At 59.6% G+C, this 12,767-nt stretch carries 16 protein-coding genes; 9 read left to right on the forward strand and 7 right to left on the reverse strand.

The window, feature by feature from the left end; genetic code table 11:
• The 4 genes from ACW9H9_RS21295 to ACW9H9_RS21310 form a co-directional block, all read left to right on the forward strand.
• The coding region (locus ACW9H9_RS21295; RefSeq protein WP_457345177.1) for an RHS repeat-associated core domain-containing protein at positions 1-484 on the forward strand (484 nt) is incomplete at its 5' end.
• Positions 485-488: 4 nt separating this feature from the next.
• Positions 489-839, forward strand: a complete 351-nt coding sequence (locus ACW9H9_RS21300) for a hypothetical protein (protein ID WP_457345175.1) — start codon at positions 489-491, stop codon at positions 837-839.
• A 402-nt stretch (positions 840-1,241) separates the two neighbouring features.
• Positions 1,242-1,892 carry a hypothetical protein gene (locus tag ACW9H9_RS21305; RefSeq protein ID WP_457345173.1) on the forward strand — a complete coding sequence of 217 codons (651 nt, stop codon included), beginning with the start codon at positions 1,242-1,244 and terminating at the stop codon, positions 1,890-1,892.
• Between the two features lie 4 nt (positions 1,893-1,896).
• Positions 1,897-2,160 carry a PAAR domain-containing protein gene (locus ACW9H9_RS21310; RefSeq protein WP_025113301.1) on the forward strand — a complete coding sequence of 88 codons (264 nt, stop codon included), beginning with the start codon at positions 1,897-1,899 and terminating at the stop codon, positions 2,158-2,160.
• Positions 2,161-2,521: 361 nt separating this feature from the next.
• Here ACW9H9_RS21310 and ACW9H9_RS21315 read toward each other — a convergent pair whose 3' ends face one another.
• Positions 2,522-3,433: a LysR family transcriptional regulator gene (locus ACW9H9_RS21315; protein WP_457345172.1), complete on the reverse strand. Its 912-nt coding sequence runs from the start codon at positions 3,431-3,433 to the stop codon at positions 2,522-2,524.
• 226 nt (positions 3,434-3,659) lie between these two features.
• On the opposite strand from ACW9H9_RS21315, the gene cfa reads away from it, so the two are divergent.
• Positions 3,660-4,772: a cyclopropane fatty acyl phospholipid synthase gene (gene cfa / locus ACW9H9_RS21320; protein WP_457345179.1), complete on the forward strand. Its 1,113-nt coding sequence runs from the start codon at positions 3,660-3,662 to the stop codon at positions 4,770-4,772.
• A gap of 52 nt (positions 4,773-4,824) precedes the next feature.
• Here the strand turns inward: cfa and ACW9H9_RS21325 are convergent, their stop codons facing one another.
• Positions 4,825-5,085 (reverse strand): accessory factor UbiK family protein, encoded by a 261-nt coding sequence (locus ACW9H9_RS21325; protein ID WP_457345171.1) that lies wholly within the window; start codon positions 5,083-5,085, stop codon positions 4,825-4,827.
• A 420-nt stretch (positions 5,086-5,505) separates the two neighbouring features.
• On the opposite strand from ACW9H9_RS21325, the gene glnK reads away from it, so the two are divergent.
• From glnK to sutA, 4 genes are all read left to right on the forward strand, one after another.
• Positions 5,506-5,844 (forward strand): P-II family nitrogen regulator, encoded by a 339-nt coding sequence (glnK, locus tag ACW9H9_RS21330; protein WP_002555808.1) that lies wholly within the window; start codon positions 5,506-5,508, stop codon positions 5,842-5,844.
• A gap of 34 nt (positions 5,845-5,878) precedes the next feature.
• Positions 5,879-7,219, forward strand: coding sequence for an ammonium transporter (locus ACW9H9_RS21335; protein ID WP_457345170.1), 1,341 nt, complete (start codon positions 5,879-5,881; stop codon positions 7,217-7,219).
• A 210-nt stretch (positions 7,220-7,429) separates the two neighbouring features.
• Complete coding sequence (locus tag ACW9H9_RS21340; protein ID WP_457345169.1) at positions 7,430-7,855, forward strand: secondary thiamine-phosphate synthase enzyme YjbQ; 426 nt, start codon at positions 7,430-7,432, stop codon at positions 7,853-7,855.
• A gap of 104 nt (positions 7,856-7,959) precedes the next feature.
• Positions 7,960-8,286, forward strand: coding sequence for a transcriptional regulator SutA (gene sutA / locus ACW9H9_RS21345; protein ID WP_457345168.1), 327 nt, complete (start codon positions 7,960-7,962; stop codon positions 8,284-8,286).
• A gap of 65 nt (positions 8,287-8,351) precedes the next feature.
• Here sutA and ACW9H9_RS21350 read toward each other — a convergent pair whose 3' ends face one another.
• The 5 genes from ACW9H9_RS21350 to lysA are packed head-to-tail and all read right to left on the reverse strand — an operon-like array spanning position 8,352 to position 12,760.
• The gene (locus ACW9H9_RS21350) at positions 8,352-9,050 is read right to left on the reverse strand and encodes an HAD family hydrolase (protein ID WP_457345166.1); all 699 of its coding nucleotides are present in this window, start codon (positions 9,048-9,050) and stop codon (positions 8,352-8,354) included.
• Positions 9,047-9,946, reverse strand: coding sequence for a tyrosine recombinase XerC (gene xerC, locus ACW9H9_RS21355; protein ID WP_457345165.1), 900 nt, complete (start codon positions 9,944-9,946; stop codon positions 9,047-9,049). Before xerC ends, ACW9H9_RS21350 begins: the two co-directional genes overlap by 4 nt.
• A gap of 2 nt (positions 9,947-9,948) precedes the next feature.
• Entirely contained in the window at positions 9,949-10,665 is a 717-nt protein-coding gene (locus ACW9H9_RS21360; protein ID WP_457345163.1) for a DUF484 family protein, read from the reverse strand.
• Positions 10,666-10,678: 13 nt separating this feature from the next.
• On the reverse strand, positions 10,679-11,509 hold the full coding sequence (dapF, locus tag ACW9H9_RS21365) for a diaminopimelate epimerase (protein ID WP_457345162.1): 831 nt from the start codon (positions 11,507-11,509) through the stop codon (positions 10,679-10,681).
• 3 nt (positions 11,510-11,512) lie between these two features.
• Positions 11,513-12,760, reverse strand: coding sequence for a diaminopimelate decarboxylase (lysA, locus tag ACW9H9_RS21370; RefSeq protein WP_457345161.1), 1,248 nt, complete (start codon positions 12,758-12,760; stop codon positions 11,513-11,515).
• Positions 12,761-12,767: the final 7 nt, after the last annotated feature.

Consider the following 12,767-nt stretch of genomic DNA (forward strand, 5'->3'; position numbering starts at 1 on the left):
TCCGATACGGTTTCAGGGGCAGTATCACGATCATGAGACGGGGCTGCATTACAACCGGTATCGGTACTATGATCCGGGGGTTGGTCGGTTCATCAGTAAGGATCCCTTAAGTTATGAGGGTGGTATAAATATCTATCAATATGCCCCTAATCCTTTGGGCTGGATCGACCCTTTGGGGTTGGCAGCGCATCGGGGACGTATTCAAGCTCAAGGTGCCAAGCTTGAAGAGTCGGTAGCATGGAACCAGGACACGCCTTTGACCGCTAGCGATGCCAAGATAAAGCTCGAGGAGTTAAAAGGAAAACTAAATAAAAAGGATCTTGCCGCCCGTCAGGATGCCTTTAAGAAAGCAGATAGATATATTGACAATGCGGTTAAGTGTGGCGGGGCAGATGCGCACATCAGTCGGACGTTCATGGTAAAAGACACAAAAAGTGAGCGTGTGGATATTGAAGTAATAGCTGGTAAAGCTTTTGTGGAGTAGTAAAGTGTTTAATGAATATTTAACTAATAAAGATTGCTATTTTGAATTGGAGCGGAGTTTTTATGATTATTTCCGATTGAAGGTTCAGGCGAGCAAAACTGCCGTCGAAGTATTTAAGGCTCCTTGTTACAATACTTTTTTTTCAAATGGACTACCATTTATGGATGGTAATCCAATATTTTCCGCGAAAAATGAAGTAAGTGGACAGATTCTTAGGGTTGTATTAGATGAGGATGTTCATGAGCTTTGCTCATATCGTGACAAGGAGGCAGGATGTGAGCTTGTTGTAATCGGCAACCTAGCCTTACTGGACGAAATAAAGGAAAAAATTTCCGCTTGGATCAGCGCTCAATAACTCTTCGAGAGTCGGGACTGGAGCAGGCGTAAACTTGTTTTCTGAGTGGGTAGTTCAAAAAATCTATACGTGTTGGCTCGAGGTGTTCACGTTAACGTGAACGCGTCTGGCTTGCCTCCCGCCGGTGGTCACATTGATGTTCAACCGAACTCTGAGGGAACCCGTGTTGTACTTGGACCGGCCGACAAGGCAACTTCAGCATGCCCAATTCCCAATGGGAGAGGGCATGTGAGTGTGTTCTAAAATACCTCGGCAAACCTATCGGCTTACCAAAGCTGCACAGGCTGGAGTCGACGCAAATCCAAGTTCTGCACGTGTGCCGGAACTGAAACAGGTCGGTACCATTCTGAGTGGGCACCATGCCGCTGGAACGAACCCGGTAGCGCGTAAATAAGGGAATATATGATTTCTACTGATTTTTATAAGTTGATTGCGCTGTTTTTAGACGGGGCGGGTAATCTTCAGCCAAATATTTTTGGGTTGAAGGGTTTATCTGAGGTGGAATTTATAAATGCAGATTTTGAGTTGGTCGGGGATCTGGACGATTTTCATTTTTTCGAGAAGGCATACAATGCTCCTTATTTACGTCGAAAAATAGAGGTTGTATTTAAGCAATATTTTTTTGTGAGCGAGAAATTAGGGAGCGGCCTTGGTGTTGCATGTGGGGTGAGGCTGACTTCTCTTTTAAGAAAGCAACCATTTGCTACAGCGGCGAGACATATAGGCGATAATCGGATTTTTTTCTATTTTTCCGAAGATAAAAGTGAAGGTGCACTGATTTTTGACAAAAGGATCGTAATAAGATTTGGTCAGCGATCCAAAAAAAGTTCCTATATGATTTCAACTGTTGAGTGTGATTTTGATAATAAGCGTTTTGGTGACATAGCAAAGAAGGCAGTGCATGAAACGTACAAGTGCTTTACTCCCGATTCGATGATAAAAGAAGCCAGATTGCAAGGCTGTTCAAATGCTTTTAATCGCTTGGTTCGACAGCTTTATCCCGGAAGCAACACGCGAGGAGTAATGCCATCCGCTCACAACTCAAAGGAGTGACGACATGAAAGACGCCATACGCTTGGGCGACTCCACCACCCACGGTGGCAAAGTGCTCGAAGCATTCTCCCGAACCGACCTCAACGGCAAGCCGATTGCCGGGGTCGGTCACAAGGTTAGCTGCCCGCTGTGTAAGGGGATTTTCCCGATTGCGGAGGGCAGTAGCACCTACACCGTCGATGGCGTGCCCATCGCGCTTGACGGCATGAAAACCGCCTGTGGTGCTGCGCTGATTGCCAGCGGCCCGAAAGGGGCAGTAATTAGCTGATTCCAGCTATGCGGCTCCAACATGATTGATCCGCAAAAATCCATTGCTATCGGTTTTGTTTTCGAGCGTTTCATGCCGTGGCGTCAACGCTGAATCACCATTTCCACTGATCGTACCCACGTTTTAGGGCGCTCCCAACCATGGCGGGCCCCGTTTCAGCTGGGATTAGCCGGTTCCTTGAAGTGGCGGGCCGCTTCCTGCGGTGGCTCAAGGGTAGTTGAGGGCGCAGGTTTTGCAGAAGCTATCGCAGGCTGGGTGCTGGAAGACGGTGTTAATGAGTCAATAACTTAAGATTTGGGCTTAAAGTGCCCAAGCACGCAACGCCTTCCGGCAATGGCCGGAGTTTGCCACTTGGCGCTTACTAGCGACTCGCCCCCGGCGGCGCCGTCATCAGTTCCTTGGCCAGCGTCAACCACGCCTGCGCTGCAAACGACAGTTTGCCGTGTCGCCGCCATGCCAGCATCAAGCGCCAGTTCAGGCTGGGGGATTTTACCGGGACGATGGTGAATTGGCTCGGGTCCAGGGTTTCGCAGAACGCCATGGGCAGCAAGGTGATGCCTACCCCGAGCCGTACCAGTGAGGCGATGAAGTCCCATTGGCCGCTGCGCCCGCTGATGCGTGGCTCGAAGCCCGCCTGGGCGCAGGCATCGAGCACGAATTGGTTGAGGGTGAAGGTGTCGCCGTAAAAGATGAATTCGCTGTGCCGCAGTTCGCACAGGTCCACCGCGCGGCGGCTTTTCCAGGGTGAGTCGTAGGGGGCGAGCAGGCACATCGGCGATTCAAACAGCAGCATTGAATCGAATTCCTCCCAGATGTCAGCGACGCGGGGCGAGTCCAGGATGGTGCCGAACTCCAGGGTGCCCTGGCGCAAGTCCTGAATGGTGGTGCTGCCACCGATCTCGAACAGCTTCAGCTCGATCTTGGGATAGCGCGCGTGGTACGCCGCAAAGACGGGCGCCAACGCGACGTGAGTGGAGGGCGACAAGCCCATGCGCAGGGCACCGAGCTCCACTTGCTGCAGGTCTTTGAGCTCCGTGTTCATGTCGTCGTGCAGCGCGATCATTTCTTTGGCGCGCTTGAGCACGATCAGGCCGGCGTCGGTCAGGGTGAAGCTTTTGCCCACGCGGTCGAGCAGTGTCAGGCCCAGGCTCGATTCCAGTTGCTGCACCATTTTGCTGACGGTCGGCTGGGTCAGGTGCAGTTGGGCAGCGGCTTTGGTGAAGCTCTGCTGGTCCACCACTTCGACGAAATAACGCAGGGCCCTGATGTCCATCATTCATTCCGATTTTGCATGATTTCGATAATATTAATTCATTATATCTTTAAAAATCGGCTGGATAAGATTTGTTACATCTGTTCGGGGGCAGTACCGGAGTTAATGTGAAAGGCCCAGCTCAAGACCAAGTGGCCAGACTTCTCGCGGGTATGAAAGGCAACACCATGGGTGGAGAGCAATCGTGCTTAACAAGACACATCAATCTTTTTCCGATACCGATGAGCTGTCCCAGGGGGAGCGGTTTGTAAGGCAGTTGCTGGCGCAGGCACAGATCGAGGTCAACGGCCCGGCGGCCGCCGATATGCAATTGCACCACAACGGCACGCTCGACCTGGCCCTGGCCAAAGGCAATCTGGGCCTTGGGGAGGACTACATGGACGGCGGGTGGGACGCCGAGCTACTGGATGACTTCTTTTTTCGGCTGCTGCGCTCCGGGGTGGTCGAGCAGGCCAACCCCGCCACGTTGCTGTTTCACGCGTTCTGCTCCCGCTTCCTGAACCTGCAAAACCGCAAGCGCGCCTGGCAGGTCGGCGAACAACACTACGACCTGGGCAACGACTTTTATGCGCGCATGCTCGACTCGCGCATGACCTACACCTGCGGCTACTGGAAAGACGCCACCACCCTTGAGCAGGCGCAGTTCGCCAAGCTGGACCTGATCTGCAAGAAGCTTGGGCTCAAGCCCGGCATGCGCGTGCTGGACATCGGCTGCGGCTGGGGCAGTTTCATGTCGCACGCGGCCGAGCACTACGGTGTGGAGTGTGTGGGCGTGACCATCTCCAAGGAGCAGGCCGACTGGGGGCGCTTGAGATACGCCCACCTGCCGATCGAGTTCCGCCTGCAGGACTATCGCGATGTGGACGAGCCATTCGACCACATTGCCAGCGTCGGCATGTTTGAACACGTGGGGCGCAAGAATCACCGGGCCTATATGGAAGTGGCGCACCGTTGCCTGAAGGACGATGGCCTGTTCCTGCTGCACACCATCGGCAAGAACCAGCGCAGCGGCGCGCCGGACCCGTGGATCGACAAGTACATCTTTCCCAATGGCGACCTGCCGTCGATCGGCCAGATTGGCGATGCCCTGGATGGTTTGTTCGTGGCCGAGGACCTGCACAACTTCGGTGCCGACTACGACAAGACGTTGATGGCCTGGTGTGAAAACTTCGAGGCGGCGTGGCCTGAGTTCGCCCAGATGTTTGGCACGCGGTTCTACCGCATGTGGCGTTACTACCTGCTGTCCTGCGCGGGGGCCTTTCGTGCGCGGGATATCCAGCTGTGGCAGTGGGTGTTGTCAAAAAAAGGCCTGGTGGGCGGTTATCAGCGGGTGAGCTGACAACGGTACGTAACGGGGCAGGCGGGTTACACCGTCGTTGCCCCTGCCGGGGTCATTCGGCGGCAGGCGCCAGGCGCGCTTCGAGCTCCGCCACCTTGGCCTCCAGGCTCTCCAGGCGCGCGCGGGTGCGGGCCAGTACGACCATCTGGCTATCAAATTCTTCCCGGCTGACCAAGTCCAGTTTGCTGAAGCCGCTTTGCAGCAGGGCCTTGAGCTGGCTTTCGATTTCATGGCGGGGCAACGCGGTGTCGCCGTTGAACAGGCGCGAGGCGTGGCCGCTGAGGGTGTCGAGAAGATCTTTGGGCGCGAGCATGGGCAATAGTCCGGAAAAACAATCGGGCCGCAGTGTATCACGGGGCATTTATCGACTTTTTCCATTCGCCCGCGCACGTTTTTCGCGCAGGGGGGTTGGCGGGTGCGCACCGTTTTTGTGCGCGAATTGGCGTTCCACGCGCCCCGTCGCTGGGCGGTGCAGGGCAAACACCTGATTTCAATGGTTTTTGCGGAGCTGGCAAGGTTTCTGCTTAGACGATCATGACCCATGCACTGATGCAGTCGCTGTGACGAATGCAGTGCGCCGTTGGTCCGGGTACATGTTTCGTCACCAGTGGTTAGCGAGCGTCGCGATGGCAATGGCCAAGGCGACGAAGCGTTACAAAGCCAGGCACTGCGCTTAGACTTGAGACGGGTTTGTTTTCCTGGGGCAAGTCCACCAATTCGGGAGAGAGTTTTCATGAAGCTAGTCACTGCCATCATCAAGCCGTTCAAGTTGGACGATGTACGCGAGTCGTTGTCCGAGATCGGCGTGCAGGGCATTACCGTTACTGAGGTCAAAGGCTTCGGTCGGCAGAAAGGCCACACCGAGCTTTATCGCGGCGCGGAATATGTGGTCGATTTCCTGCCAAAGGTGAAGATTGATGTCGCCATTGACGACAAGGATCTTGACCGGGTTATCGAGGCGATAACCAAGGCCGCCAACACCGGCAAGATCGGTGACGGCAAGATCTTTGTAGTCAATCTGGAACAGGCTATTCGCATCCGTACCGGCGAAACCGATACCGACGCAATCTAAGCCGCCAAACCCCCAAGCCCCAGGAGAAAACAATATGACTCTGCGTAAATTCGCAGGGCTAGGAGCCCTGTTGTCCCTCGTAATGCCCGCCCTGGCCATGGCGGCGGATCCAGCCCCGGCGCCCGTCCTCAATTCGGGTGACACGGCCTGGATGCTTACCTCCACCGCGTTGGTGCTGTTTATGACCATCCCGGGCCTGGCGCTGTTCTACGGCGGCATGGTGCGCTCCAAAAACATTCTGTCGGTGATGATGCAATGCTTCGCCATCACCGGTCTGATCACTATCTTGTGGTTCGTCTACGGCTATAGCATGGCGTTCGACACCACGGGCATGGAAGCGGGCGTCGTCAACCTCAACTCGTTTGTCGGCGGCTTGTCCAAGCTGTTCCTCTCGGGCGTGACCCCTGCCAGCATCACAGGCCCGGCGGCACTGTTCCCTGAAGCCGTGTTCGTGACCTTCCAGATGACCTTCGCGATCATCACCCCGGCGCTGATCGTCGGTGCGTTCGCCGAGCGCATGAAGTTCTCCGCGATGCTGATCTTCATGGGCGTGTGGTTCACCCTGGTCTACGCACCGATCGCCCACATGGTGTGGGGCGGTCCGGGCTCGTTGCTGGGCGACTGGGGCGTGCTGGACTTCGCGGGCGGCACCGTGGTGCACATCAACGCCGGTGTAGCAGGCCTTGTGGCGTGCCTGGTACTGGGCAAGCGCAAAGGCTTCCCGACCACCCCGATGGCCCCGCACAACCTGGGTTACACCCTGATCGGCGCTGCCATGCTGTGGATCGGCTGGTTTGGCTTCAACGCAGGTTCGGCCGCAGCCGCCAACGGCACCGCTGGCATGGCGATGCTGGTCACGCAGATCGCGACCGCCGCGGCCGCGCTGGGCTGGATGTTCGCCGAGTGGATCGCACACGGTAAGCCAAGCGCGCTGGGAATTGCGTCGGGCGTGGTTGCAGGCCTGGTCGCCATCACCCCGGCCGCAGGCACCGTGGGCCCGATGGGCGCGCTGGTGATCGGTCTGGCGGCAGGCGTGGTGTGCTTCTTCTGCGCCACCACCCTCAAACGCAAACTGGGCTACGACGACTCCCTGGACGCCTTTGGCGTGCACGGTATCGGCGGTATCCTCGGCGCGATCCTGACCGGCGTGTTCGCCGCCCCGTCGCTGGGTGGCTTCAACGCCGCGACCACCGACATCGGTGCGCAAGTCTGGATTCAAGTCAAAGGTGTGGGCTTCACGGTGATCTACACCGCGATCGTGACCTTTATCATCCTCAAGGTACTGGACGCCGTCATGGGTCTGCGTGTGAGCGATGAGCAAGAAGCGGTTGGCCTGGACCTGGCCGAACACAACGAGCGCGGTTACAACTTGTAAGCCTGCGTTAAAAAAATGCCCGGCTTGCCGGGCATTTTTTTGTCTGGCGTTTGTCTGCGGCTAAAGGTGTATGGGTTTTTTGGCCGCGTTTGTGATGGGATCGGCGCGGCACTTTTGAGCGTGCGAATGTCTTACAGCCATGTGGGCGTATTCGGCACTTTGTTTTTTTCCAGAGCGCGCTAGAATGCGCGCCGATGGCAGGAGATCTGTATGTGGCAACAGACCGTGATAACCCTGCGGGCCAAGCCCCGGGGCTTTCATCTGGTAACGGACGAGTTGCTCGCCGGCCTGCCGCAACTGCAGGCCTGCCGGGTGGGCCTGTTGCATTTATGGCTGCAACATACCTCGGCCTCGTTGACCATCAACGAGAATGCCGACCCGGCGGTTCGCCGTGACTTCGAGCGGTTTTTCAACACGCTGGTGCCGCAAGGCAAGGCGGGGTTTGAACACAACGACGAAGGCCCCGATGACCTGCCGGCGCACTTCAAGGCCAGTCTCCTGGGCTGCCAGCTGAGTTTGCCGGTAAGGGCCGGCCGCTTGGCGATGGGGACCTGGCAAGGTGTTTATCTGGGCGAGCACCGTGATCATGGCGGTGCTCGTAAAGTCCTCGCCACCTTGCACGGTGAAGAGGCATAAGCCACGGGTTATTCTCGTGGACGTTGATTTTTTCCCGGCAGCCTTCGACAGTCGGCGAAGCTGGGCTATAACTAATCTGCTTTTCGCAAGTCATGAGGTAGAACATGAGCGACGATGATCTGGAAAACGACGACCTCGAAGTAGGCGACGAAGACGAAGCTGAAGAAGGCCTTGAGGCCGCCGCCGAAGACGTGGCCGAGGACGACGGTGGTGATGACGCCCCGGCGCCGACCGCCAAGGGCAAGGCCAAGGCTGCCGTTTCGGTGGATGAGCTGCCAAGCGTTGAAGCCAAGAACAAAGAGCGCGATGCGCTGGCCCGTGCGATGGAAGAATTCCTCGCTAAAGGCGGCAAAGTGCAGGAAGTCGAGGCCAACGTGGTGGCCGATCCACCGAAGAAGCCCGATAACAAGTACGGCAGCCGCCCTATCTGAGGCCCGCTGCCCGCTTGCCGAAAAAGCCCGCCGTCGCTGCGGGCTTTTTCATGGGCGGCGTTTGCTCAGCCGTTCCAGCGGGCGAGCAGGTCGGGCAGTTCGTTCAGGTTGCCAATCTCGGCGTCCGGCCGGTGGTCCGCTGTCCAGGCTTTGCCGCCGGGGTTGAACCACACTGCACGCAACCCCGCCTGCTGGGCGCCAGCGATATCGTCCCCCGGGTGGTCGCCAATGTGCACTGCCTCTTGGGCCTCCACACCCGAGCGTTGCAGCGCCTCCTGGAACAGCCGTGCATCGGGTTTGGCGATGCCCAGGTCTTCGGCGCGCAGGGCGAAGTGAAAGTGGTGAGCCAGGCCCACCCGTTGCACGTCGGCGTTGCCGTTGGTGATCACCCCCAGCAGGTAGTGCTGGCGCAGCGCTTGCAGCATCGGTTCGGCCTCGGGGAACACCGTCAGTTGGTGGCGGGCCTGGATAAACGCTTCAAAGCCTGCGTCTGCCATTTCCGTCGCCAGGGGCTGTGGATAACCGGCCTCTTCAAACGCGTACATCAACACCCGGTGGCGCAACACGCTGATGCGGTATTTGAGCTCTGGATGGCGTTGCACCGTCTGCTGGCGCAACGCGGCGAAGCGCTCCAGCGGCAGGTCGCCGACTTTTGAGGCGTTGACGGCCAGCCATTCGCGCATCGACGCTTCGGCGCTGATGATGACGGGCACGTTGTCCCAGAGGGTGTCGTCCAAATCGAAGGTGATCAGCTTGATACTCATGAGTCGTCGCCCTTACTGCGTTTGGCCCGTGGATGGGCGCTGTCGTACACCGTTGCCAGGTGCTGGAAGTCCAGATGGGTGTAGATCTGCGTGGTCTTGATGTCGGAGTGGCCGAGCAGTTCCTGCACCGCGCGCAGGTCCTGGGACGACTCCAGCAAGTGGCTGGCGAACGAATGCCTGAGCATGTGCGGGTGCAGGTTTTGCCCCAGCTCGCGCGCGCCCGCCGCTTTCACCCGCAACTGAATGGCCCGCGGCCCCAGGCGTCGGCCCTGCTGGCTGACAAACACCGCCTCGTCCGGCGGGTTGCTCAGGGCGCGCAACGGCAGCCACAGCTGCAAGGCGTCGCGGGCCTTGCGGCCCACGGGCAAGACGCGGGTCTTGCTGCCTTTGCCGTGCACTTGCACCAGGCCGTCTGCCAGGTCCAGTTGATCCAGGTTGAGGGCGGTCAGCTCCGACAGGCGCAGGCCTGAGGAATAAAACAGCTCCAGGATGGCCTGGTCGCGATGGGCCAGGAAGTCGTCCTCTACCGCGCCGTCGAGCAGTTGCAGGGCACGGTCAGTGTCGAGGGTCTTGGGCAGGCGCCGCTCGCCCTTGGGCGGGGCCAGGCCGTTGGCCGGGTCGTGGTCGCACAGGCCTTCGCGGTTCAGGTAGTGATAGAGGCCGCGCACGGCCGACAGCAGCCGCGCCAGGCTGCGCGACGATTGACCTTGCTGGTGCAAGCGCGCGACCAGGCTGCGCAGGCCCTGGATGTCCAGGGCCTGCCAGCTGGCGATCTGTTGTTTTTCGCAAAACGCCAGGACTTTGTTCAAGTCCCGCCGGTAGGCGTCCAGCGTGTGGGGCGACACCTGGCGCTCGCTGCGCAGGTGCGCGCAGTAGGCGTCCAGTTGCCGTTCCATGGCTAGCGCACCGCGCGCAGGGCGCTGGTGAAGCGGGGCAGCACGCGGCCCAATACTTCGGCGATGTAGTTCAGGAACAGCGTGCCCACCGAGCTTTTGTAGTGCGCGGGGTCACGGCTGGCGATGGCCAGCACGCCGTGCAGGCCTTGATGGCTGAGGGCGACCACGGCGGTGGAGCCGATTTGCTTGCGTTGTTCGGCGCCGAACAGGAAGTCCAGTTCATGCTCGCGCAAGATCCCGCTCACGGTTTTGCCTTCCGACAACAGCCCGCCGATGGCGGTCTGCGCTTCGCTGCCACTGACCCAGCGACCCACCGGCATCGGGTTGTCGCTGAACAGGATCAAGCTCACGAACGGCACCTGGAAGTCCTGACGCAGGCTGTCTTCCACGGCAATCACCGCTTCTTCCAGGCTGCTGGCGTCCATCAACGTCAGCACCAGGCGGCGGGTCTTGTCGAAAAGGCGGTCGTTGTCGCGGGCCACGTCCATCAGCTGCGAGAGCCGGTGGCGCATTTCGATGTTGCGCTCGCGCAGGATCTTCATCTGCCGCTCCACCAGCGACACGGTGTCGCCGCGCTGGTGGGGAATGCGCAAGGCGGGCAAGAGTTCTTCGTGCTCGACGAAGAAGTCTGGATGAGCCTCAAGGTACGCCGCGACGGCAGCGGCCTCCAGGCTGTCGCTCGGGGATGCTGGGGCGGGGGCTTGAGGCTTGTCGGTCATTGGCTTCGCTCACTCATAGACGAACCTGTCCTTCGTATACGCGTGTGGCCGGGCCGGTCATTTTCACCGGGTGGCCGGGGCCTGCCCATTCGATGGACAAGCGTCCGCCGGGCAGGTCGATCAACAGGGGCGAGTCCATCCAGCCCTGGCTGATCGCGGCCACGGCGGCGGCGCAGGCACCGGTGCCGCAGGCCTGGGTTTCACCGGCACCGCGTTCCCACACGCGCAGTTGCGCACGGGAACGGTCGATGACCTGCAGGAAGCCCACATTGACCCGCGCCGGAAAGCGCGGGTGGTGTTCGATCTTCGGCCCCAGTGCGTGAACCGGCGCGCTGTTGATATCGCTGACGCGCAGCACCGCATGCGGGTTGCCCATGGACACGGCGGCCAGTTCGACGGGCTGGCCGTCCACGTCCACCGAGTAGCTCAGGGCCTGTTCGCTGGCCTGGAAGGGAATGTCTGCGGGCACCAGGCGCGGGGCACCCATGTCGACGGCGATCTGGCCGTCGCTGCGGATGTCCAGTTCGATCACGCCGCTTTTGGTTTCGACCCGGATCTGGCGTTTGGCGGTCAGGCGCTTGTCCAGCACGAAGCGGGCGAAACAGCGCGCACCGTTGCCGCACTGTTCCACTTCGGAGCCGTCGGAGTTGAAGATCCGGTAGCGGAAGTCCACCTCCGGGTTGCTCGGCGCTTCGACGAGCAACAGCTGGTCGAAGCCGATCCCTGTGTGCCGGTCGCCCCACAGTTTGGCGTGTTTGGGCAGGATATGCGCGTGCTGGCTGACCAGGTCCAAGACCATGAAGTCATTGCCCAGCCCGTGCATCTTGGTAAAACGCAGCAGCATGGCTTACTCCGGCAGCAGGCTTTCGCCAGCATACAACTCGGCTACCGTCTCGCGGCGACGCACTTCGAACGCTTGATCACCGTCCACCAGCACCTCGGCGACACGCCCGCGGGTGTTGTAGTTGGAGCTCATGACAAACCCGTAGGCACCGGCCGAATGCACGGCCAGCAGGTCGCCTTCTTCCAGCGCTAGCTGACGGTCCTTGGCCAGGAAGTCGCCGGTTTCGCAGATCGGGCCGACGATGTCGTACGGGCGGCCCTCGCCTTCGCGCGGCTGCACGGCGGTGACGTCCATCCAGGCCTGGTAAAGCGCCGGGCGGATCAGGTCGTTCATCGCCGCGTCGACGATGGCGAAATCCTTGTGCTCGGTGTGCTTGAGGTACTCGACCTGGGTCAGCAGCACGCCGGCGTTGGCGACGATGTAGCGGCCCGGCTCGAACATCAGCGTCAGGCCGCGGCCTTCGATACGCTGGCGCACAGCCTGGATGTAATCGGCGATCAGCGGCGGCTGTTCATCGCGATAACGCACGCCCACGCCGCCACCGAGGTCGATGTGGTGCAGGTAGATGCCGCATTCGCCCAGGCGATCGACCAGCGCCAGCAGGCGGTCGAGTGCATCAAGGAACGGTGCCAGGGTAGTCAGTTGTGAACCGATGTGGCAGTCCACGCCCAGCACTTCCAGGTTCGGCAGTTGGGCGGCGCGCACATAGACTTCTTCGGCGTCGGCAATGGCGATGCCGAACTTGTTTTCTTTAAGGCCGGTGGAAATGTACGGGTGGGTGCCCGCGTCGACGTCCGGGTTGACGCGCAGGGAGATCGGCGCACGCACGCCCATCTCGGCGGCCACCTGTTGCAGGCGCTCAAGCTCCTCGGTGGATTCGACGTTGAAGCAGTGCACGCCCACTTCCAGCGCGCGGCGCATGTCGTCGCGGCTCTTGCCTACGCCGGAGAACACGATTTTTTCAGCCTGGCCGCCAGCGGCCAGCACACGCTCAAGCTCGCCACGGGACACGATGTCGAAACCTGCGCCCAGGCGCGCCAGCACATTGAGCACGCCCAGGTTGGAGTTGGCCTTGACCGCGTAGCACACCAGGCTCGGCGTGCCTTCCAGCGCGTCGGCGAAGCTGCGGTACTGGGCTTCGATGTGGGCGCGGGAGTACACGTAAGTGGGGGTGCCAAAGCGCTCGGCGATGGCGGACAGGGCTACGCCTTCCGCGAACAGCTCGCCGTTGCGGTAGTTAAAAGCGTCCATGGAGTTC

The sequence above is a fragment of the Pseudomonas sp. SDO5215_S409 genome (genome assembly GCF_054071325.1).

Excerpts from the sequence above, each read along its gene's own strand:
- ACW9H9_RS21360 (WP_457345163.1), bottom strand. The coding sequence starts at position 10,665 with ATGACCGACAAGCCTCAAGCCCCCGCCCCAGCATCCCCGAGCGACAGC.
- lysA (WP_457345161.1), bottom strand. The coding sequence starts at position 12,760 with ATGGACGCTTTTAACTACCGCAACGGCGAGCTGTTCGCGGAAGGCGTA.
- dapF (WP_457345162.1), bottom strand. The coding sequence starts at position 11,509 with ATGCTGCTGCGTTTTACCAAGATGCACGGGCTGGGCAATGACTTCATG.
- ACW9H9_RS21310 (WP_025113301.1), top strand. The coding sequence starts at position 1,897 with ATGAAAGACGCCATACGCTTGGGCGACTCCACCACCCACGGTGGCAAA.
- ACW9H9_RS21305 (WP_457345173.1), top strand. The coding sequence starts at position 1,242 with ATGATTTCTACTGATTTTTATAAGTTGATTGCGCTGTTTTTAGACGGG.
- ACW9H9_RS21325 (WP_457345171.1), bottom strand. The coding sequence starts at position 5,085 with ATGCTCGCGCCCAAAGATCTTCTCGACACCCTCAGCGGCCACGCCTCG.
- sutA (WP_457345168.1), top strand. The coding sequence starts at position 7,960 with ATGAGCGACGATGATCTGGAAAACGACGACCTCGAAGTAGGCGACGAA.
- ACW9H9_RS21335 (WP_457345170.1), top strand. The coding sequence starts at position 5,879 with ATGACTCTGCGTAAATTCGCAGGGCTAGGAGCCCTGTTGTCCCTCGTA.
- xerC (WP_457345165.1), bottom strand. The coding sequence starts at position 9,946 with ATGGAACGGCAACTGGACGCCTACTGCGCGCACCTGCGCAGCGAGCGC.
- ACW9H9_RS21315 (WP_457345172.1), bottom strand. The coding sequence starts at position 3,433 with ATGGACATCAGGGCCCTGCGTTATTTCGTCGAAGTGGTGGACCAGCAG.
- ACW9H9_RS21340 (WP_457345169.1), top strand. The coding sequence starts at position 7,430 with ATGTGGCAACAGACCGTGATAACCCTGCGGGCCAAGCCCCGGGGCTTT.
- ACW9H9_RS21350 (WP_457345166.1), bottom strand. The coding sequence starts at position 9,050 with ATGAGTATCAAGCTGATCACCTTCGATTTGGACGACACCCTCTGGGAC.
- glnK (WP_002555808.1), top strand. The coding sequence starts at position 5,506 with ATGAAGCTAGTCACTGCCATCATCAAGCCGTTCAAGTTGGACGATGTA.